Annotated in this window: 18 protein-coding genes; 11 read left to right on the forward strand and 7 right to left on the reverse strand. The window is 60.9% G+C overall.

The window, feature by feature from the left end:
• Nucleotides 1–4: 4 nt before the first annotated feature.
• The 7 genes from ACSPX5_RS28840 (at nucleotide 5) to ACSPX5_RS28870 (ending at nucleotide 6543) form a co-directional block, all read left to right on the forward strand.
• Nucleotides 5–1102 (forward strand): amino acid ABC transporter permease, encoded by a 1098-nt coding sequence (locus ACSPX5_RS28840; RefSeq protein ID WP_169428969.1) that lies wholly within the window; start codon nucleotides 5–7, stop codon nucleotides 1100–1102.
• Between the two features lie 11 nt (nucleotides 1103–1113).
• Nucleotides 1114–1878: an amino acid ABC transporter ATP-binding protein gene (locus ACSPX5_RS28845; RefSeq protein ID WP_003221897.1), complete on the forward strand. Its 765-nt coding sequence runs from the start codon at nucleotides 1114–1116 to the stop codon at nucleotides 1876–1878.
• 137 nt (nucleotides 1879–2015) lie between these two features.
• Entirely contained in the window at nucleotides 2016–2675 is a 660-nt protein-coding gene (locus ACSPX5_RS28850; protein WP_439820728.1) for a FadR/GntR family transcriptional regulator, read from the forward strand.
• Complete coding sequence (locus ACSPX5_RS28855) at nucleotides 2665–3969, forward strand: CynX/NimT family MFS transporter (RefSeq protein ID WP_439820729.1); 1305 nt, start codon at nucleotides 2665–2667, stop codon at nucleotides 3967–3969. The genes ACSPX5_RS28850 and ACSPX5_RS28855 overlap by 11 nt, the downstream gene beginning before the upstream one ends.
• 100 nt (nucleotides 3970–4069) lie before the next feature.
• Complete coding sequence (locus ACSPX5_RS28860; RefSeq protein ID WP_439820730.1) at nucleotides 4070–4543, forward strand: nuclear transport factor 2 family protein; 474 nt, start codon at nucleotides 4070–4072, stop codon at nucleotides 4541–4543.
• Nucleotides 4544–4582: 39 nt separating this feature from the next.
• On the forward strand, nucleotides 4583–4885 hold the full coding sequence (locus tag ACSPX5_RS28865) for a GIY-YIG nuclease family protein (protein WP_439820731.1): 303 nt from the start codon (nucleotides 4583–4585) through the stop codon (nucleotides 4883–4885).
• A 722-nt stretch (nucleotides 4886–5607) separates the two neighbouring features.
• Nucleotides 5608–6543 (forward strand): glutathione S-transferase family protein, encoded by a 936-nt coding sequence (locus ACSPX5_RS28870; RefSeq protein WP_439820732.1) that lies wholly within the window; start codon nucleotides 5608–5610, stop codon nucleotides 6541–6543.
• Nucleotides 6544–6574: 31 nt separating this feature from the next.
• On the opposite strand, the gene ACSPX5_RS28875 is transcribed toward ACSPX5_RS28870, so the two are convergent.
• Both ACSPX5_RS28875 and yejK read right to left on the reverse strand, forming a co-directional pair.
• The gene (locus ACSPX5_RS28875) at nucleotides 6575–6925 is read right to left on the reverse strand and encodes a glutaredoxin family protein (protein ID WP_439820733.1); all 351 of its coding nucleotides are present in this window, start codon (nucleotides 6923–6925) and stop codon (nucleotides 6575–6577) included.
• Nucleotides 6925–7929: a nucleoid-associated protein YejK gene (gene yejK, locus ACSPX5_RS28880; RefSeq protein WP_039769496.1), complete on the reverse strand. Its 1005-nt coding sequence runs from the start codon at nucleotides 7927–7929 to the stop codon at nucleotides 6925–6927. Before yejK ends, ACSPX5_RS28875 begins: the two co-directional genes overlap by 1 nt.
• A gap of 396 nt (nucleotides 7930–8325) precedes the next feature.
• Here yejK and ACSPX5_RS28885 point away from each other — a divergent pair, with 396 nt between their 5' ends.
• On the forward strand, nucleotides 8326–8607 hold the full coding sequence (locus ACSPX5_RS28885; protein WP_003221909.1) for an HU family DNA-binding protein: 282 nt from the start codon (nucleotides 8326–8328) through the stop codon (nucleotides 8605–8607).
• 125 nt (nucleotides 8608–8732) lie between these two features.
• Here ACSPX5_RS28885 and rlmF read toward each other — a convergent pair whose 3' ends face one another.
• The 5 genes from rlmF to ACSPX5_RS28910 form a co-directional block, all read right to left on the reverse strand.
• Nucleotides 8733–9755, reverse strand: a complete 1023-nt coding sequence (gene rlmF, locus ACSPX5_RS28890) for a 23S rRNA (adenine(1618)-N(6))-methyltransferase RlmF (RefSeq protein ID WP_085747006.1) — start codon at nucleotides 9753–9755, stop codon at nucleotides 8733–8735.
• A gap of 132 nt (nucleotides 9756–9887) precedes the next feature.
• Nucleotides 9888–12734, reverse strand: a complete 2847-nt coding sequence (locus ACSPX5_RS28895; RefSeq protein ID WP_085697239.1) for a valine--tRNA ligase — start codon at nucleotides 12732–12734, stop codon at nucleotides 9888–9890.
• Between the two features lie 198 nt (nucleotides 12735–12932).
• Nucleotides 12933–13328: a DNA polymerase III subunit chi gene (locus ACSPX5_RS28900; protein WP_439820734.1), complete on the reverse strand. Its 396-nt coding sequence runs from the start codon at nucleotides 13326–13328 to the stop codon at nucleotides 12933–12935.
• A gap of 8 nt (nucleotides 13329–13336) precedes the next feature.
• Complete coding sequence (locus ACSPX5_RS28905) at nucleotides 13337–13765, reverse strand: DNA polymerase III subunit chi (RefSeq protein WP_439820735.1); 429 nt, start codon at nucleotides 13763–13765, stop codon at nucleotides 13337–13339.
• A gap of 60 nt (nucleotides 13766–13825) precedes the next feature.
• The gene (locus ACSPX5_RS28910; RefSeq protein ID WP_007957362.1) at nucleotides 13826–15316 is read right to left on the reverse strand and encodes a leucyl aminopeptidase; all 1491 of its coding nucleotides are present in this window, start codon (nucleotides 15314–15316) and stop codon (nucleotides 13826–13828) included.
• A 309-nt stretch (nucleotides 15317–15625) separates the two neighbouring features.
• Between ACSPX5_RS28910 and lptF the strand changes: the two genes are divergently transcribed.
• The 3 genes from lptF to lepA all read left to right on the forward strand — a co-directional run bounded on the left by lptF (nucleotide 15626) and on the right by lepA (nucleotide 19770).
• Nucleotides 15626–16747, forward strand: a complete 1122-nt coding sequence (lptF, locus tag ACSPX5_RS28915) for an LPS export ABC transporter permease LptF (protein ID WP_169428979.1) — start codon at nucleotides 15626–15628, stop codon at nucleotides 16745–16747.
• Entirely contained in the window at nucleotides 16740–17801 is a 1062-nt protein-coding gene (gene lptG / locus ACSPX5_RS28920) for an LPS export ABC transporter permease LptG (protein ID WP_169428980.1), read from the forward strand. The genes lptF and lptG overlap by 8 nt, the downstream gene beginning before the upstream one ends.
• A 172-nt stretch (nucleotides 17802–17973) precedes the next feature.
• Nucleotides 17974–19770 carry a translation elongation factor 4 gene (lepA, locus tag ACSPX5_RS28925; protein WP_085608162.1) on the forward strand — a complete coding sequence of 599 codons (1797 nt, stop codon included), beginning with the start codon at nucleotides 17974–17976 and terminating at the stop codon, nucleotides 19768–19770.
• Nucleotides 19771–19779: the final 9 nt, after the last annotated feature.

A 19779-nucleotide genomic window follows, 5' to 3' on the forward strand; every position in this document is an offset into this window, starting at 1 on the left:
GCGCATGAGTACTCATACATTCAAACCCGACATGCCACCGCCGGCCAAGGTCTTCGGCCCGATGGCGTGGATACGCGCGAACATGTTCTCCAGCTGGCTCAACACCCTGCTGACCCTGTTTGCGTTCTATCTGATCTACCTGGTGGTTCCGCCGCTGCTCAGTTGGGCGATCTTCGATGCCAACTGGGTCGGCACCACCCGCGCCGACTGCACCAAGGCGGGCGCCTGCTGGGTGTTCATCGAGCAGCGTTTCGGCCAGTTCATGTACGGCTACTACCCGGCAGATCTGCGCTGGCGCGTGGACCTGACCGTGTGGCTGGCGGTCATCGGTGTGGCCCCGCTGTTCATCAAACGCGTGCCGCGTAAAGCGGTGTACGGGCTGAGCTTTCTGGTGATCTATCCGATCGTTGCGTGGTGCCTGCTGCATGGCGGCGTGTTCGGCCTGAGCGCCGTTGCCACCAGCCAGTGGGGCGGCCTGATGCTGACCCTGGTGATCGCCACCGTCGGTATCGCCGGCGCGCTGCCGCTGGGGATCATGCTGGCCCTGGGGCGCCGTTCGAACATGCCGGCCATTCGTGTGGTCTGCGTGACGTTCATCGAGTTCTGGCGTGGCGTGCCGCTGATCACCGTGCTGTTCATGTCTTCGGTGATGCTGCCGCTGTTCCTGCCCGAAGGCATGAACTTCGACAAGCTGCTGCGGGCACTGATCGGCGTGATCCTGTTCCAGTCGGCCTACGTCGCCGAAGTGGTGCGCGGCGGTCTGCAAGCGATCCCCAAAGGTCAGTACGAAGCCGCGGCCGCGATGGGCCTCGGTTACTGGCGCGCCATGGGCCTGGTGATTCTGCCGCAAGCCCTGAAACTGGTGATTCCCGGCATCGTCAACACCTTCATCGCGCTGTTCAAGGACACCAGCCTGGTGATCATCATCGGCCTCTTTGACCTGCTCAACAGCGTCAAGCAAGCCGCTGCCGATCCGAAATGGCTGGGCATGGCCACCGAAGGCTACGTGTTCGCCGCCCTGGTGTTCTGGATTTTCTGTTTTGGCATGTCGCGCTATTCCATGCATCTGGAACGCAAGCTCGACACTGGCCACAAGCGTTAGGAGTTTTTTCGATGAGCGAAGCAATCAAAAAGCCAGTGGGCCCTGAAGGCATCATTCAGATGCAGGGCGTGAACAAGTGGTACGGCCAGTTCCACGTGCTGAAAGACATCAACCTCAACGTCAAGCAGGGCGAGCGTATCGTGCTGTGCGGCCCGTCGGGTTCCGGCAAGTCCACCACCATCCGCTGCCTCAACCGTCTGGAAGAGCACCAGCAGGGCCGCATCGTGGTCGACGGCGTGGAGCTGACCAACGACCTCAAGCAGATCGAAGCGATCCGTCGTGAAGTCGGCATGGTGTTCCAGCATTTCAACCTGTTCCCGCACCTGACCATTCTGCAGAACTGCACCCTGGCACCGATGTGGGTGCGCAAGATGCCCAAGCGCAAGGCCGAGGAAATCGCCATGCACTACCTGGAACGCGTACGCATTCCGGAGCAGGCGCACAAGTTCCCGGGGCAACTGTCCGGCGGCCAGCAGCAGCGTGTGGCGATTGCCCGCGCGTTGTGCATGAAACCGAAAATCATGCTGTTCGACGAACCGACCTCGGCACTTGACCCGGAAATGGTGAAAGAGGTGCTCGACACCATGATCGGACTGGCCGAAGACGGCATGACCATGCTCTGCGTGACCCACGAAATGGGCTTCGCCCGCACAGTGGCCAACCGTGTGATCTTCATGGACAAGGGCGAAATCGTCGAGCAGGCGGCACCGAACGACTTCTTCGACAATCCGCAGAATGATCGGACGAAGCTGTTCCTGAGTCAGATTCTGCATTGATCCGATTCAGGCCTTGAAATAAACCCGGACACAGTTCCGGGTTTATTTTTGCCCGGATTTTACCGATTGCCCTGTTTGAAGAATCTGACTACCCTGTCAGTAAATTCATCCCATGATTGGATGACAGGGCGAATTGCATGTCTGAAAACTCTTTATTGATCAAACGATCCCTGGTCGATCAGGCCTTGGATCTATTGCGCCAGCGCATCACCGACGGCACCTGGCAGGTCGGTCAGCGCCTGCCGACCGAACCCGAGCTGTGCGTCGAACTCGGCATCAGCCGCAACACGGTGCGTGAAGCCATGCGGGTGCTGGCGTTCTCCGGGCTGATCGAAATCCGCCAGGGTGACGGCAGCTATCTGCGGGCGGTGGTGGACCCGATGGACACGCTCAAGGCGTTGTCCAAGTGCTCGCTGGATCAGGCCCGGGAAACCCGGCACATCCTTGAAGTCGAGGCCATCGGTCTGGCGGCGTTGCGTCGCACCGATGAGGATCTGGCGGGCCTTCGGGAGGCGCTGGGTGTTGCCGGCAGCCACTACCACGGCGACCTCGACAGTTACATCCGCTGCGATCTGGTGTTCCACCGCCGTCTGGTGGACGCCGCGCACAACCCGACCCTCAGCGAGCTGTATCGCTATTTCTCCAGCATCGTCGGCGCGCAACTGCGCCAGACCCTGAACATCGTCCCCCGTCGACAGGAAGTCTTCGATTTGCACGTCGCCTTGCTCGAGGCCGTCGAGCAGCGCGATCCGGAGCGGGCCAAAGCCCTGTCGAGGCAGTTGATTAATGAACCTTGAAACCGAGAAACCCATGTCCCGCCCAGAAGCCTCCCCAGCCCCCGTTCGCAAGGCCGAGCTCGAAGAGTTGTTGATCGACGCCGAGGCCGATGACGAGCAGGTGCAGCAAAGTCATCCATTGGTACGTCGCCCGTGGCTGTTGCTGCTGGGGCTGATTCTGGTGGCGTTGAACCTGCGTCCGGCGCTGTCGAGCATGGCGCCGCTGCTCAGTGACGTGTCGAAAAGCCTTGGCTTGTCCGCCGCACAGGCGGGGTTGCTGACGACGTTGCCAGTGTTGTGCCTCGGTCTGTTCGCTCCGCTGGCTCCGGTGCTGGCGCGACGTTTCGGTGCCGAGCGGGTGGTGCTGGGGATTCTGCTGACACTGGCCGGCGGCATCATCCTGCGCAGCAACTTCGGCGAAATCGGTCTGTTCGCCGGCAGCGTGCTGGGTGGCGCGAGTATCGGCATCATCGGCGTCTTGCTGCCGGGCATCGTCAAGCGCGACTTCGCCAGACACGCCGGCACCATGACCGGTGTCTACACCATGGCTCTGTGCCTGGGTGCCGCAATGGCGGCGGGTTCCAGCGTGCCGTTGAGCGAACACTTCGACCACAGCTGGGCCATGGGCCTGGGCTTCTGGGTGATTCCGGCGCTGGTCGCGGCGGTGTTCTGGCTGCCGCAGATCGGCCAGAAGCACGGCGCGCACAACGTTGCCTATCGGGTCCGCGGTCTGCTGCGTGATCCGCTGGCGTGGCAAGTGACTTTGTACATGGGCCTGCAATCGTCGTTGGCCTACATCGTGTTCGGCTGGTTGCCGTCGATCCTCATCGGTCGTGGGCTGACGCCGACACAGGCGGGCCTTGTGCTGTCCGGTTCGGTGATCATCCAGCTCGCCAGCTCCCTGGCGGCGCCGTGGCTGGCCACGCGCGGCAAGGATCAGCGTCTGGCGATCGTGGTAGTGATGGCGCTGACCCTCGGCGGCCTGTTCGGTTGCCTCTACGCGCCGATCGAAGGCCTGTGGGGCTGGGCGATCCTGCTGGGCCTGGGGCAGGGCGGTACGTTCAGCCTGGCGTTGACCCTGATCGTCTTGCGCTCGCGGGATTCCCACGTAGCGGCGAACCTGTCGAGCATGTCCCAGGGCTTTGGTTACACCCTCGCGTCGATGGGGCCGTTCGCGGTCGGCGTGGTGCATGACTGGACCGGTGGCTGGAACGCCGTGGGCTGGATTTTCGGCATCATTGGTGCGGGTGCAATCCTCGCTGGCCTCGGTGCCGGGCGTGCGTTGTACGTGCAGGTGGTCAGCGAAAAGGTCTGATACGCACACACTGTCGGTATTCGGAATGCGAATGCCGATAGTGTTTCGGGCGTTTGCGGATTATCGTGCTGGCAATCTGTACCTTTCCTGGAGATTGCCCATGAGTGAAGAAGCCCACAGCGCCCTGATCACCCGTTTCTACCAGGCTTTCCAGCGCCTCGACGCCGAGGCCATGGCCGCCTGCTACACCGACGACGTGGTGTTCAGCGATCCGGCCTTTGGCGAGCTGCGCGGTCGTGATGCCGGCGACATGTGGCGCATGCTCACCACCCGGGCCAAAGACTTTTCCCTGACCTTCGACAACGTCCGCGCCGACGAGCGCAGCGGCGGCGCCCACTGGGTGGCGACCTACCTGTTCAGCCAGACCGGCAACGTCGTGATCAACGACATCCAGGCACGCTTCGTCTTCCGTGACGGCAAGATCTGTGAACACCACGATTATTTCGACCTGTGGCGCTGGTCGCGTCAGGCGCTGGGCTTCAAGGGCCTGCTGCTGGGCTGGACGCCGCTGGTGCGCAACGCCGTCCGCGCCCAGGCGCTGAAAGGGCTGAAGGCATTTCAGGCGAGTCGCTGATAAGATCGCGGCCTGTTTTCCTTACGCCTGAATTGTCCCGTGACCCGCCTCAGCGAAAATCCTCTCGATGCCGACGCTCCAGTGAGCAAATCCTGGTTCGTCTACCTCGTACGCGCCGCCAACGGCTCGCTGTACTGCGGGATCAGCGATGATCCCGTGCGCCGTTTCGCCAAGCACCAGAGCGGCAAGGGCGCACGATTCTTTCTCTCGAGCCCGGCGATGGCGCTGGTCTATACCGAGCGTTGTCGCGACAAGAGTGATGCGTTGCGTCAGGAGCGGTTGATCAAGAAGCTCAGGAAAAGTGCGAAGGAATGTCTGGTGGCGTCTTATCGGCCTGATTGATCCGGTGCGAACGGTAGAAGTCCCGCATGTAGAAGCGCTGCCTCAGGCAAACGACAGGCGAAAAAAAACCGCCTTTGCGGGGCGGTTTTTTCTGTAAACGCCGGTTTGCGGCCGGGTTTACTGCATCTCAATGGACACACTAGCGTGGACGAAGATTATTCGGCTTTATGCAATCGAGCAAGCCTAAAAACATTTTTCAGAAAAATGCGATTTTTGATTCATTTGTTTAAACGTCGGATGAGAAACCCGATTACGATCTGTCCGCTCGCATGACAGTGCAACTATGAGGTCTGGCCGATTGGCTTAAAGGTTTCATGCCCTCTGACACGGGGTTGCTCCCGCGCCGGAATGATATTTCAGAGGGTGTCACAACCGGCCGCCTCAATGGACACACTAGCGTGTATTCCGAAGGCGTACGTGGTCCGGTAAGCACGCTGGAGGTTTGGCCCCCAACCGGAGGCCAAAACGTATGAAGCTTTTGCTACGTACTCTGAGCCTCGTATGGAGGTCGTTCAAAGCGTTTCGCTTTTACGAGTTCCTGCGAGATCACTTCGATGACCTGATGTAGGGTCATTGATGTGGGAAGCCGTCTCAGCCTTGGCTGAGGCGGTTTTTTAGTGCCTTATCAACCTGACTGATCATTTCCCATCAGCCGGATCCGTAGGCCGCGAACGAATTGCGCGCTAAGCTGCTGGCTCACTTTCTGTACGGCGGAGCCGAGCATGTCCGAGTTGATTCTGCATCATTACCCGACCTCTCCATTCGCCGAAAAGGCCCGGTTGCTGTTGGGTTTCAAGGGCTTGTCCTGGCGTTCGGTGCACATCTCGCCGGTGATGCCGAAGCCGGATCTGACGGCCCTGACCGGTGGCTACCGCAAGACGCCCGTGCTGCAGATCGGCGCCGACATCTATTGCGATACCGCGCTGATCGCCCGTCGCCTCGAGCAGGAAAAGGCCCAGCCTTCGTTCTTCCCGGAAGGTCAGGAAATGATCGTTGCCAGTTTCGCCGCCTGGGCCGATTCGGCGGTGTTCCAGCATGCGGTGAGCCTGGTGTTCCAGCCGGAGTCGGTGGCGGTGCGTTTCGGCAAGTTGTCGCCGGAAGCGATCAAGGCCTTCCTCGCCGATCGTGCCGGACTGTTCAGCGGTGGCAGCGCGACCAGGCTGTCGGCCGAGCAGGCCAGGCACAATTGGCCGACCTTCATGACGCGTCTGGAGCAGCAGTTGCAGCGTGAAGACGGTGACTTCCTGTTTGGCGAGCCGTCGATTGCCGACTTCGCCATGGCTCATCCACTGTGGTTCCTCAAGGCCACGCACGTGACGGCGCCCTTGGTGGATGCTTATCCGGCGGTGTCGGCGTGGCTGGGGCGTGTGCTCGGTTTTGGCCATGGCGCGGCCAGCGAGATGAGCTCGGAGGAAGCACTGGAAATCGCGCGCAGTTCGACGCCGGCGGCGTTGCCGGACGAAGCATTCACTGATCCGAACGGATTCGTGGCAGGTCAGCAGGTGCTGATCGCAGCGACAGACTACGGTGTAGATCCGGTGGCTGGTGAGCTGGTGTTTGCCGGTCGCGAGGAGCTGATCCTGCGCCGTGAAGACGAACGTGGCGGTTTAGTGCATGTGCACTTCCCGCGCTTCGGTTTCCGAATCGAGAAGCGCTGAAACAACCGAGGGAGCCGATTGGCTCCCTCGTTCATTTCAGTGCCGCGAGAATCTCGTCCGGATCAAACCCGCGAATCAACGTGCCATTGACGTCGATCAGCGGGATCCCGCGTCCGCCCAGCGCTTCGTAGGCCTTGCGCGCCTCGGCGTCCTTCTCGATGTCGAATTCCTTGAATGGAATGCCTTTCTGATCGAGAAAGCGTTTGGTCTGCTTGCAGTAGCCGCACCAGTCCGTGGCGTACAGCACGACATGGGCATTGGCGCGAACCTGCTCGGACGCCATCTGCGACGGGTTGAACACCCGCTCGATCTTGCCCCAGTTCTGGTAAACCACGACCACCAGCAGAATCAGCGCGACCTTTTTCAGCACATTGCCGAGCATCAGTTGCGCCGCTTCAGCTGATCGGTGAGCGAGGTCGGCAGGCCCTTGATGACCAGCGTCCCGGCTTCTTCGTCGTATTCGATCTTCGAGCCCAGCAGGTGCGCTTCGAAGCTGATCGACAGGCCTTCGGCGCGACCGGTGAAGCGGCGGAACTGGTTGAGCGTGCGCTTATCCGCCGGGATCTCCGGCGACAGCCCGTAATCCTTGTTGCGGATGTGATCGTAGAAGGCTTTCGGGCGTTCTTCGTCGATCAGCTCCGACAGTTCTTCCAGGCCCATCGGTTCGCCGAGCTTGGCCTGGCTGCTGGCGTAGTCGACCAGGGTCTTGGTCTTCTCGCGGGCGGAATCTTCCGGCAGGTCTTCGCTCTCGACGAAGTCGCTGAAGGCCTTGAGCAACGTGCGGGTCTCGCCCGGGCCGTCGACGCCTTCCTGGCAGCCGATGAAGTCACGGAAATATTCCGAGACCTTCTTGCCGTTCTTGCCCTTGATGAACGAGATGTACTGCTTGGACTGCTTGTTGTTCTGCCACTCGGAGACGTTGATCCGCGCCGCCAGGTGCAGTTGACCGAGGTCGAGGTGGCGCGACGGGGTCACGTCCAGCTCATCGGTCACCGCCACGCCTTCGCTGTGGTGCAGCAGGGCGATGGCCAGGTAATCGGTCATGCCTTGCTGGTAATGGGCGAACAGCACATGGCCGCCGACGGACAGGTTCGATTCTTCCATCAGCTTTTGCAGGTGCTCGACCGCGACCTTGCTGAACGCGGTGAAGTCCTTGCCGCCTTCCATGTATTCCTTCAGCCAGCCGCTGAACGGGAACGCGCCGGACTCTGGATGAAACAACCCCCAGGCTTTGCCCTGTTTGGCGTTATAGCTCTCGTTGAGGTCGGCGAGCATGTTCTCGATGGCGGCGGATTCAGCCAGTTCGGAGTCACGGGCGTGCAGGACGGCGGGTGTGCCATCGGGTTTTTTGTCGATCAGGTGGACGATGCAATGACGGATCGGCATGGGCTTCTCGGCAAGTGAAAGGGAGGAGGGCGGGCTCCCCCGAAAAAGCGCTCAGTGTACCGCAACCACTGGTTTTGGCGCGGGGTGAAGGGCAATTCGGGGTCATGGGGCAGCGCTTATGCATTTATTTACCGATTTAGCGCAATAAACCTGACCATTTGGCTAGCTAGAGGCGGATATTTCCTTGTCTCTGTGCTAGTTTTGCCCGGTCTTACGCGTAGTCACTGCGTTAAGCGTGCATTCAGCATTTGTCAGGTCGAACCAAACCCTGATTTCGGCATCTATAACCCCGACTCGTCGTGGTTATCGCCGAGGGTGCCAGATCCAGAAGATCGGGCTCGATGGCTGACACTGCACTCTGCAATCCATATGAATTTGATAGGGAAGGAACACTACATGGCTCTTACTAAAGACCAACTGATCGCCGACATCGCTGAAGCTATCGACGCGCCGAAAACCACCGCGCGTAACGCTCTGGACCAACTGGGCCAAATCGTTGCCGATCAGCTGGAAAACGGCGGCGAAATCACCTTGCCAGGTATCGGCAAGCTGAAAGTGACCGAGCGTCCTGCCCGCACTGGCCGTAACCCATCGACTGGCGCTGCCATCGAAATCCCTGCCAAGAAAGTGATCAAGCTGGTTGTGGCCAAAGGCCTGACCGACGCTGTGAACAAGTAAGACGCAGCGATACAAAAAAAACCGTGCGCCGGAGTGATCCGGGCACGGTTTTTTTACGCCTGCTGTTTGTGTTTCAGCAGTAGCGGCGGCTGCTTTGCGATCACGCGCCGCCCCGTTGAAACGTATTACTTGCGAACCCAGCGTTCGCGCCGCCAGATCTGCTGCTCGGACTTGGTCTGGAAGGTCCAGGCGACGAAGCGGCTCTGCTTCTGCCCCTGGGACATTTCCACCACCTGGCTTTCCAGCGCGCCGGCCTTTTTCAGCGCGGTTTCGATGGCGGGCAGGTTCGAGGCTTTCGAGACCAGGGTGCTGAACCACAATACCTTGTGCGCAAAGTTCGCACTTTCGGCGATCAATTGCGTCACGAAGCGCGCTTCGCCGCCTTCACACCACAATTCGGCTGACTGACCGCCGAAGTTCAGCACCGGCAGTTTGCGTTTCGGGTCAGCCTTGCCCAAAGCTCGCCATTTGCGCTCACTGCCCTTGGTGGCCTCTTCCATCGACGCGTGGAACGGCGGATTGCACATGGTCAGGTCGAAGCGCTCGCCGGGTTCCAGCAGGCCGATCAGGATGTGCTTGCGGTTCTCCTGCTGGCGCAGCTGGATGACCTTGTTCAGGTCGTTGGACTGGACGATGGCCCTGGCGGCGGCCACGGCGGTCGGATCGATCTCCGAGCCGAGGAAGTGCCAGCGATATTCGCTGTTGCCGATCAGCGGATACACGCAGTTGGCGCCCATGCCGATATCCAGCACGTTGACGATGGCGCCGCGCGGAACCACACCGTCGTTGTTGCTGGCCAAGAGGTCAGCCAGGAAGTGGATGTAGTCGGCGCGGCCCGGCACCGGCGGGCACAGATAGTCGGCCGGAATATCCCAATGCTGGATACCGTAGAACGACTTGAGCAGCGCCCGGTTGAACACACGCACCGCATCGGGACTGGCGAAGTCGATGCTTTCCTTGCCGTACGGGTTGGTGATCACGAACTTCGCCAGTTCCGGCGTGGTCTTGATCAGCGCCGGGAAGTCGTAACGACCCTGATGGCGATTGCGCGGGTGCAGGCTGGCCTCTTTACGCGGCGCCACGGGCTTGGCCGGGGTGGCGGAGTCAGGCTTCTTGCGCGCAGGTTTCGGTGTACGTGGGGCGTTCATGGGCGTGGTCGATTCGGGTAGGGCTGAAAGTGGCGGCTATTGTCCCACAGGGAGCCGTGTTGTTGGCCGGAAAAGTGCCGGGCACAAAAAAGGGAGGCCGTTGCGGGCCTCCCTTTTTTGTGCGATTTGCCGTTACAGGCTGGCAATCCGCGCGTGCTGCTCGGCCAGCTTGGCCAGAGCCTGTTCGGCTTCGGCCAGTTTGGCGCGTTCCTTCTCGATGACCTCGGCCGGGGCCTTGTCAACGAAACCGGCGTTGGACAGCTTGCCCCCAACCCGCTGGACTTCGCCCTGCAGGCGCAGGATTTCCTTGTCCAGACGCGCCAGTTCGGCGTTCTTGTCGATCAGGCCGGCCATCGGCACCAGCACTTCCATCTCGCCAACCAGTGCGGTGGCGGACAGCGGCGCTTCTTCGCCGGCCGCCAGCACGGTGATCGATTCCAGACGCGCCAGCTTCTTCAGCAGCGCTTCGTTCTCGGTCAGGCGACGCTGGTCTTCAGCAGTGACGTTTTTCAGGTAGATCGGCAGCGGTTTGCCCGGGCCGATGTTCATTTCGCCACGGATGTTACGGGTGCCGAGCATCAGGCCCTTGAGCCATTCAATGTCGTCTTCGGCTGCCGGATCGATGCGCTCTTCGTTGGCCACCGGCCAAGGTTGCAGCATGATCGTCTTGCCCTGAATGCCGGCCAGCGGCGCGATGCGCTGCCAGATTTCTTCAGTGATGAACGGCATGAATGGATGCGCCAGACGCAGCGCCACTTCCAGTACGCGAACCAGCGTGCGGCGAGTTCCGCGCTGACGCTCGACCGGCGCGTTTTCGTCCCACAGCACAGGCTTGGACAGTTCCAGGTACCAGTCGCAGTACTGGTTCCAGATGAACTCGTACAGCGCTTGCGCCGCCAGGTCGAAACGGAACTGATCCAGTTGACGGGTCACTTCGGCTTCGGTGCGTTGCAGTTGCGAGATGATCCAGCGATCCGCCAGCGACAGCTCGTAGGCTTCGCCGTTCTGGCCGCAGTCTTCGCCCTTGTCCAGAACATAACGCGCGGCGTTCCAGATCTTGTTGCAGAAGTTGCGATAGCCTTCGACGCGGCCCATGTCGAACTTGATGTCGCGACCGGTGGACGCCAGGGAGCAGAAGGTGAAGCGCAGGGCGTCGGTGCCGTAGCTGGCGATGCCGTCGGCGAACTCTTCGCGGGTCTGCTTCTCGATCTTCTTCGCCAGTTTCGGCTGCATCAGACCGGAAGTGCGTTTCTGCACCAGGGTTTCGAGCTCGATGCCGTCGATGATGTCCAGCGGGTCCAGGACGTTGCCCTTGGACTTGGACATCTTCTGGCCCTGGCCATCACGCACCAGACCGTGCACGTAAACGGTCTTGAACGGAACCTGCGGCGTGCCGTCCTCGTTCTTGATCAGGTGCATGGTCAGCATGATCATCCGGGCAACCCAGAAGAAAATGATGTCGAAGCCCGTCACCAGCACGTCGGTGGAGTGGAATTTTTTCAGGAACTCGGTTTTTTCCGGCCAGCCCAGGGTGGAGAAGGTCCACAGGCCCGAACTGAACCAGGTGTCGAGCACGTCGTTGTCCTGTTGCAGCGCAACGTCCGGGCCGAGGTTGTGCTTGGCGCGTACTTCGGCTTCGTCGCGACCGACGTAGACCTTGCCCGACTCGTCGTACCAGGCCGGGATGCGGTGGCCCCACCACAGCTGACGGCTGATGCACCAGTCCTGGATGTCGCGCATCCACGAGAAGTACATGTTTTCGTACTGCTTCGGCACGAACTGGATGCGACCGTCTTCAACCGCAGCAATCGCAGGCTCGGCCAGCGGCTTGGTGGACACGTACCACTGGTCGGTCAGCCACGGCTCGATGACGGTGCCGGAGCGGTCGCCTTTCGGCACTTTCAGGTTGTGATCGTCGACGCTGACCAGCAGGCCGGCGGCGTCGAACGCAGCCACGATCTGCTTGCGCGCTTCGAAACGCTCAAGACCGGCGTACTCGGCCGGAATCTTGCCGTCGATGCTGTCGTTCAGCGTGCCGTCGAGGTTGAACACTTGCGCTGCCGGCAGCACGTTGGCGTTCTTGTCGAAGATGTTCAGCAGCGGCAGGTTGTGGCGCTTGCCGACTTCGTAGTCGTTGAAGTCGTGGGCCGGGGTGATTTTCACGCAGCCGGTGCCGAATTCAGGATCGCAGTAATCGTCGGCGATGATCGGGATGCGGCGGCCGACCAGCGGCAGCTCGACAAACTTGCCGATCAGGGCTTTGTAGCGCTCGTCGTTCGGGTTTACCGCGACGGCGGAGTCGCCGAGCATGGTTTCCGGGCGGGTGGTCGCGACGATCAGGAAATCGTTGCCTTCAGCGGTTTTCGCGCCGTCGGCCAGCGGGTACTTCAGGTTCCACAGGAAACCTTTCTCGTCGTGGTTTTCCACTTCAAGGTCGGAAATCGCCGTGTGCAGCTTGGTGTCCCAGTTGACCAGACGCTTGCCGCGATAGATCAGACCGTCTTCGTGCAGGCGCACGAACGCTTCTTTAACGGCTTCCGAGAGGCCGTCGTCCATGGTGAAGCGCTCGCGGCTCCAGTCCACGGACGAACCGAGGCGGCGGATCTGACGGCTGATGTTGCCGCCGGATTGATCCTTCCATTCCCAGACTTTCTCGAGGAATTTTTCCCGGCCCAGATCGTGGCGGTTCTGGCCCTGGGCTTCGAGTTGACGCTCCACCAGCATCTGCGTGGCGATACCGGCGTGGTCGGTGCCCGGCTGCCACAGGGTGTTGCGACCCTGCATGCGACGGAAACGGATCAGGGCGTCCATGATCGCGTTGTTGAAGCCGTGACCCATGTGCAGGCTGCCGGTGACGTTCGGCGGCGGGATCATGATGGTGTAGGAGTCGCCCGCGCCTTGCGGGGCGAAGTAGTTCTCGGACTCCCAGGTGTTGTACCAGGAAGTTTCAATGGCGTGCGGCTGGTAGGTCTTATCCATGCGCGGCGGGACCCTATTGGCATTTATTCAGGAAAAGCCGGGAAGTATAGCGGGGCATGGGGCGCAGGGCGAGCGGGGCGGGCCGGGTGGAGACTTAAATGTGGGAGCCGGCCTGCCGGCGATGCACGCTCCGCGGTTTTTCAGGAAAGGCGCGGTGATGCTATCGCTGGCAGGCCAGCTCCTGCGGAGACCGGGGAATTATTCGTACTGGGCGAGAAGCCGTTCCATCCGCGCCTCGAGGCGACGTTTGATTTCGGTTTCGATGTGCGGTGCGAAGTCGTCGATCACGTCCTGCATGATCAGTTGTGCGGCGGCGCGCAGTTCGCTGTCCAGGTGCAGCAGGGCGTCGGGGCCTTTATCCGCAGGCGCGGCGGTCGCAGTGGCGGGCTTCGCGACAGGGGCGGGAGTCGGTTCGACAGCTTGTGGTGCGTTGTCGATCGTGTCGAACAGCATCGGAATCTGTTCCTGCTCGCCCTCATCGACCGTGTCGGTCAGCAGCGGCGGTTGCAGATTGTCATCACCCAGCAGCTGGCGGATCGACTCAAGGTCATCCAGCAGGTGCGCGGGTTTTTGCAGCGGTTTTGGAGTGTCCATCGGCGTACTCAGAGTCGCTGTAAACGGTGGTCTTGCAGAGGATAGCCCTGTTCCCGGTAGAAACGGAAACTCTCCCGCGCCGCCGAACGGATCGCCGGATCTTCCACCACCACTTCCGCCACCCGGGCGAACTTGTTGGCGAAGGCCGGGACTTTCAGGTCCAGGTTGACGAGCAAATCCTGATGCTGGCCGCAGTCGTCACCCAGTCCAAGCACGATCAAACCATCCGGTTCATTTTCGGCAGGGCCGTGGGGCACAAAGGTTTCGCCCTTGAAGGACCACAGTCGCGCATCGAGGTCATCACGCTGGGCCGCATCGCTGCAGTGCAGGTAGATGCGGTGGCCCATCCGCCAGGCCTTCTCTGTGAGCTTGCAGGCAAAATCCAGACGCGCCGAGGGATCGGCACTGGGCAGGATATAAAAGTCGACTTTGGTCATTGCGGTTCCTGAGCTGAAAGCGGCGCCCCTCTAAAGAGGCGCCGCTCGCAGTCATCGGTTTCAGGCCTTGGCGCGATCCAGCAGGTACTGGGTCAGCAGGGGAACCGGACGGCCGGTGGCGCCCTTGTCCTTGCCGCCGCTGGTCCACGCGGTGCCCGCGATGTCCAGGTGCGCCCAGTTCAGGTTCTTGGTGAAGCGCGACAGGAAGCACGCAGCAGTGATGGTGCCGGCTTTCGGCCCGCCAATGTTGGCGATGTCGGCGAACGGGCTGTCCAGCTGCTCTTGATACTCATCGAACAGCGGCAGTTGCCAGGCGCGGTCGTCGGCAGCCTTGCCGGCGCTCAGCAGTTGCTCGATCAGTTCGTCGTTGTTGCCCAGCAGGCCGGAGGTGTGAGCACCCAGGGCTACGACACAGGCACCGGTCAGGGTGGCGATGTCGATCACCGCTTGCGGCTTGAAGCGCTCGGAGTAGGTCAGGGCATCGCACAGCACCAGGCGGCCTTCGGCGTCGGTGTTGAGGATTTCCACGGTCTGGCCGCTCATGGTGGTCACGATGTCGCCCGGACGCGAAGCGGTGCCGCTCGGCATGTTCTCGGCGCAGGCCAGGATGCACACCAGGTTGATCGGCAGCTTCAGTTCCAGCACGGCGCGCAGGGTACCGAACACGCTGGCGGCGCCACCCATGTCGTACTTCATCTCGTCCATGCCGGCGCCCGGCTTCAGGCTGATGCCGCCGGTGTCGAAGGTGATGCCTTTACCGACCAGCGCGTACGGCTTTTCGGATTTCTTGCCGCCGTTGTACTGCATGACGATCAGGCGTGGCGGCTGGGCGCTGCCCTGGCCGACGGCGTAGAACGAACCCATGCCCAGGGATTTGATCTTCTTCTCGTCGAGGACTTCGACTTTCAGATCCTTGAACTCTTTGCCGAGGTTCTTGGCTTGCTCGCCGAGGAACGTCGGATGGCAGATGTTCGGCGGCAGGTTGCCCAGGTTGCGGGTGAATGCCATGCCGTTAGCGATCGCGGTGGCGTGGTTCACGGCGCGTTGCACTTCGGCCTGAGCGGCCTTGATGGTCAGCAGGGTGATTTTCTTCAGGGCGCGCGGTTCGGCTTTCTGGCTCTTGAACTGGTCGAAGGTGTATTCGCCGTCGACCAGGGTTTCGGCCAGCAGGCGGGTCTTGCCGTAGCTGTCGCGGTTCTTGACGATGATTTCATCGAGTGCCAGTACGGCGTCACTGCCGCCCAGGCCTTTAAGGGTGTTGAGGATGCCGGCGACGATCTTGCGGAACGGGCGGTCGCCCAGCTCTTCATCCTTGCCCACGCCGACCAGCAGCACGCGTTCGGCTTTCAGGTTCGGCAGGCTGTGCAGCAACAGGCTCTGGCCGACCTTGCCGGCCAGGTCGCCACGCTTGAGCACCGCGCTGATGGCGCCGCCGCTCAGTTCGTCGACCTGTTTGGCGGCGACGCCGAGTTTGCGGCCTTCGCCGACGGCAACCACCAGGGTGGCGGTTTTCAACGTTTCTGGGCTAACGCTTTTTACAACCAGTTCCATGTCCGGATCCCTGAATGAATGGTCAACACGCAGGCGTTCGACGTGACCGCCGTCGCCTGCTTATATAGAGAGAAGAGGCGCAGGCCAGCGCCTGCGACAAGGGCCGCAGTTTGAACCTCGCTCCCTGCGCCTGACAACCCTCGGTTGTACGATCTTCAACGGATTGCACGCTTGGGTGAGTGTGCGCAGTGACAGGCGCCCTCAATCACAGGATAATGCCGCATCTTTTTTCGACGGCTCTGCCCTGCGGGCCCGTCGAGACGTTTGCTTGTTTGGCCGCCTTAGCCTGACAACCCTGGAGTGTCTGGTTTGATCGTCTTCCGTTATCTGTCCCGCGAAGTCCTGTTGACCCTGAGTGCGGTAAGTGCCGTGCTGCTGGTCATCATCATGAGCGGTCGCTTCATCAAATACCTTGCCCAGGCCGCCGCGGGCCAGCTCGATCCGGGATCGCTGTTCCTGATCATGGGCTACCGTCTGCCGGGCTTCATGCAGTTGATCCTGCCATTGGGCCTGTTCCTCGGGATCCTTCTGGCGTACGGCCGTTTGTACCTCGAAAGCGAAATGACCGTGCTGTCGGCCACTGGCATGAGCCAGCAGCGCCTGTTCCGCATGACCCTGTTTCCCGCCACCCTGGTGGCGCTGGTGGTGGCATGGCTGAGCCTGAGCCTGGCCCCGCAAGGTGCCAACCAGTTCCAGCTGCTGCTGAACAAGCAGGATGCGCTGACCGAGTTCGATACTCTGGAGCCGGGCCGCTTCCAGGCATTGCGCGATGGTACCCGGGTGACCTACACCGAAACCTTGAGCGACGACCGGGTCAACCTGGGCAGCGTGTTCATCTCGCAGAAAAACCTCGGTGCCAATCAGGCCGATCGCGGGATTTCCGTGCTGGTGGCTGAAAAGGGCCGGCAGGAAATCCGCCCCGACGGCAACCGCTACCTGATCCTGCACAACGGCTACCGTTATGACGGCAGCCCGGGACTGGCCAACTATCGCGCCATCCATTACGAAACCTATGGCGTACTGCTGCCCAAGCCGGATGTCAGCGAGGAAGTCACCGACCGTGACGCCATGCCGACGTCGGCCCTGATGGCCAGCGACGACATCCGCGCAAAAACCGAACTGCAATGGCGTCTGTCGCTGCCGCTGCTGGTATTTATCGTGACCCTGATGGCGGTGCCGCTGTCGCGGGTCAATCCGCGCCAGGGGCGCTTCCTCAAGTTGTTGCCGGCGATTCTTCTTTATATGGCTTACCTGACCATCCTGATTGCCGCTCGCGGCGCCCTCGAAAAAGGCAAGATCCCGGCGAGCCTGGGGCTGTGGTGGGTGCATGCGATCTTCCTGGCCATCGGTATCGGCCTGCTGTACTGGGAGCCGCTGCGCCTGAAGCTGGCCAGTCGTCGCAGCGCTGCGCTGGAGGTGGCCCGTGGTTAAACTCGACCGCTATATCGGCAGCAGCGTATTCATCGCGATCATCGCGGTACTGGCGATCATTCTTGGCCTGGCCACCCTGTTTGCCTTTATCGACGAGATGAGCGACGTCAGCGAAACCTACACGCTGGTCGACGTGCTGAGCTTCGTACTGCTGACCGCGCCGCGCCGGCTCTACGACATGCTGCCGATGGCGGCGCTGATCGGCTGTCTGATCGGTCTCGGCAGTCTGGCAAGCAGCAGCGAACTGACCGTGATGCGCGCCGCCGGTGTGTCCATCGGGCGTATCGTCTGGGCGGTCATGAAGCCGATGCTGGTACTGATGCTGGCCGGCGTACTGATCGGCGAATATGTTGCGCCGGCCACCGAGAGCATGGCGCAGGCCAATCGCTCGCTTGCCCAGGGCAGCGGCGACGCGCAGAGCGCCAAACACGGTATGTGGCACCGTCAGGGCGACGAGTTCATCCACATCAACGCCGTTCAACCCGATGGGCTGTTGTATGGCGTGACCCGCTATCACTTCGACAAGGAGCGTCATCTGCTGAGTTCGAGCTTTGCCAAGCGCGCCGAATTCGATGGCACCCGCTGGCAGCTTACCGATGTCACCACCACGCTGTTCCATGAGCGCAGCACCGAAGTCGTCAACACGCCGACCGAGGACTGGGATGTTTCCATCAGTCCGCAACTGCTCAATACCGTGGTCATGGCTCCGGAGGCGCTATCGATCACCGGTCTGTGGGGTTACATCCACTACCTGGCGGATCAGGGACTGAGCAATGGCCGTTACTGGCTGGCTTTTTGGGTCAAGGTGTTGCAGCCGCTGGTGACCGCCGCTCTGGTGCTGATGGCGATCTCCTTCATTTTCGGGCCGCTGCGTTCGGTGACCCTCGGTCAGCGAGTGTTCACCGGTGTGCTGGTGGGGTTCACCTTCCGCATCGTCCAGGATCTGCTCGGTCCATCCAGCCTGGTGTTCGGCTTCTCGCCACTGTTCGCGGTGCTGGTGCCGGCAGGCGTCTGTGCCCTGGCGGGTGTCTGGTTACTGCGTCGAGCCGGTTGATGAACAAGGTTTCACCCACGCTTTAGCTTTGAAAACGCCCCGGTCGCCAGACCGGGGCGTTTTTGCATGCAATCCGGGTGACAGGCGAACGTGACGCTTGCGCCGTGTATCAGGTACAATTCCCGGCTATTTTTCGGCGGGCCAAGCCTGCAGCCTTTTTGAGTGTTGATCCGTGAGTGATTTGAGTCATATCCGCAATTTCTCCATCATCGCCCACATTGACCATGGCAAGTCGACGCTGGCTGACCGTTTCATCCAGATGTGCGGTGGTCTGGCCGAGCGTGAAATGGAAGCCCAGGTACTGGATTCCATGGATCTGGAGCGCGAACGCGGGATCACCATCAAGGCCCACAGCGTTACCCTCTATTACAAAGCCAAAGACGGCGTTACCTACCAGCTGAACTTCATTGACACCCCGGGCCACGTCGACTTCACCTATGAAGTCAGCCGTTCCCTGGCCGCGTGTGAAGGTGCCTTGCTGGTGGTTGACGCCGGTCAGGGCGTAGAAGCCCAGTCCGTGGCCAACTGCTACACCGCCATCGAGCAGGGCCTGGAGGTCATGCCGGTCCTGAACAAGATCGACCTGCCGCAGGCCGAGCCTGACCGCGTCAAGGACGAGATCGAGAAGATCATCGGCATCGATGCCACCGACGCCGTCACCTGCAGCGCCAAGACCGGCCTGGGTGTCGACGAAGTGCTCGAGCGTCTGGTCGCCACCATTCCTGCGCCGACCGGCAACATCGAAGATCCGCTGCAAGCGTTGATCATCGACTCCTGGTTCGACAACTACCTGGGCGTTGTCTCTCTGGTGCGCGTGCGTCATGGCCGCGTGAAAAAGGGCGACAAGATCCTGGTGAAGTCCACCGGCAAGGTGCACCTGGTCGACAGCGTCGGCGTGTTCAACCCGAAACACACCGCCACCGCGGACCTGAAGGCTGGCGAAGTGGGCTTCATCATCGCCAGCATCAAGGACATTCACGGTGCGCCGGTCGGTGACACCCTGACCCTGAGCTCCACCCCGGATGTCCCGGTGCTGCCAGGTTTCAAACGCATTCAGCCACAGGTTTATGCCGGCCTGTTCCCGGTCAGCTCCGACGACTTCGAGGATTTTCGCGAAGCACTGCAGAAACTGACCCTGAACGACTCGTCGCTGCAATACACCCCGGAAAGCTCCGACGCACTGGGCTTCGGCTTCCGTTGCGGCTTCCTCGGGATGCTGCACATGGAGATCATCCAGGAGCGCCTGGAGCGTGAATACGACCTGGACCTGATCACCACGGCGCCGACCGTAATCTTCGAACTGGTGCTGAAAACCGGTGAAACGATTTACGTCGACAACCCGTCGAAGCTTCCGGACGTGTCCGCGATCGAAGACATGCGCGAACCAATCGTGCGTGCCAACATCCTGGTACCGCAGGAGCATCTGGGTAACGTCATCACCCTGTGCATCGAAAAACGCGGTGTTCAGGTCGACATGCTGTTCCTTGGCAACCAGGTCCAGGTGACCTATGACCTGCCGATGAACGAAGTGGTCCTGGACTTCTTCGACCGTCTGAAATCCACCAGCCGCGGCTATGCTTCGCTGGACTACCATTTCGATCGTTACCAATCGGCTAATCTGGTGAAACTGGACGTGCTGATCAACGGCGACAAGGTCGATGCCCTGGCGTTGATCGTGCACCGTGACAACTCGCACTTCAAAGGTCGCCAGCTGACCGAGAAGATGAAAGAACTGATTCCTCGTCAGATGTTCGACGTGGCGATCCAGGCTGCCATTGGCGGTCAGATCGTTGCCCGGACAACCGTCAAGGCGCTCAGAAAGAACGTATTGGCCAAATGCTACGGCGGTGACGTCAGTCGTAAGAAGAAACTGCTCGAGAAGCAAAAGGCCGGTAAGAAACGCATGAAGCAGGTCGGCAACGTGGAAATTCCACAAGAAGCCTTCCTTGCTGTGCTCAGGTTGGAATAGTCAGGTCCT

Source organism: Pseudomonas sp. HLG18 (assembly GCF_051903985.1).
In the GTDB taxonomy this organism is placed as follows: domain Bacteria; phylum Pseudomonadota; class Gammaproteobacteria; order Pseudomonadales; family Pseudomonadaceae; genus Aquipseudomonas; species Aquipseudomonas fluorescens_BT.

Coding starts and splice junctions, on each gene's coding strand:
- ACSPX5_RS28850 (WP_439820728.1), top strand. CDS start 2,016: ATGTCTGAAAACTCTTTATTGATCAAACGATCCCTGGTCGATCAGGCC.
- ACSPX5_RS28910 (WP_007957362.1), bottom strand. CDS start 15,316: ATGGAACTGGTTGTAAAAAGCGTTAGCCCAGAAACGTTGAAAACCGCC.
- rlmF (WP_085747006.1), bottom strand. CDS start 9,755: ATGAACGCCCCACGTACACCGAAACCTGCGCGCAAGAAGCCTGACTCC.
- ACSPX5_RS28900 (WP_439820734.1), bottom strand. CDS start 13,328: ATGGACACTCCAAAACCGCTGCAAAAACCCGCGCACCTGCTGGATGAC.
- ACSPX5_RS28895 (WP_085697239.1), bottom strand. CDS start 12,734: ATGGATAAGACCTACCAGCCGCACGCCATTGAAACTTCCTGGTACAAC.
- ACSPX5_RS28885 (WP_003221909.1), top strand. CDS start 8,326: ATGGCTCTTACTAAAGACCAACTGATCGCCGACATCGCTGAAGCTATC.
- ACSPX5_RS28870 (WP_439820732.1), top strand. CDS start 5,608: ATGTCCGAGTTGATTCTGCATCATTACCCGACCTCTCCATTCGCCGAA.
- ACSPX5_RS28845 (WP_003221897.1), top strand. CDS start 1,114: ATGAGCGAAGCAATCAAAAAGCCAGTGGGCCCTGAAGGCATCATTCAG.
- yejK (WP_039769496.1), bottom strand. CDS start 7,929: ATGCCGATCCGTCATTGCATCGTCCACCTGATCGACAAAAAACCCGAT.
- ACSPX5_RS28855 (WP_439820729.1), top strand. CDS start 2,665: ATGAACCTTGAAACCGAGAAACCCATGTCCCGCCCAGAAGCCTCCCCA.
- ACSPX5_RS28840 (WP_169428969.1), top strand. CDS start 5: ATGAGTACTCATACATTCAAACCCGACATGCCACCGCCGGCCAAGGTC.
- ACSPX5_RS28905 (WP_439820735.1), bottom strand. CDS start 13,765: ATGACCAAAGTCGACTTTTATATCCTGCCCAGTGCCGATCCCTCGGCG.
- ACSPX5_RS28860 (WP_439820730.1), top strand. CDS start 4,070: ATGAGTGAAGAAGCCCACAGCGCCCTGATCACCCGTTTCTACCAGGCT.
- ACSPX5_RS28875 (WP_439820733.1), bottom strand. CDS start 6,925: ATGCTCGGCAATGTGCTGAAAAAGGTCGCGCTGATTCTGCTGGTGGTC.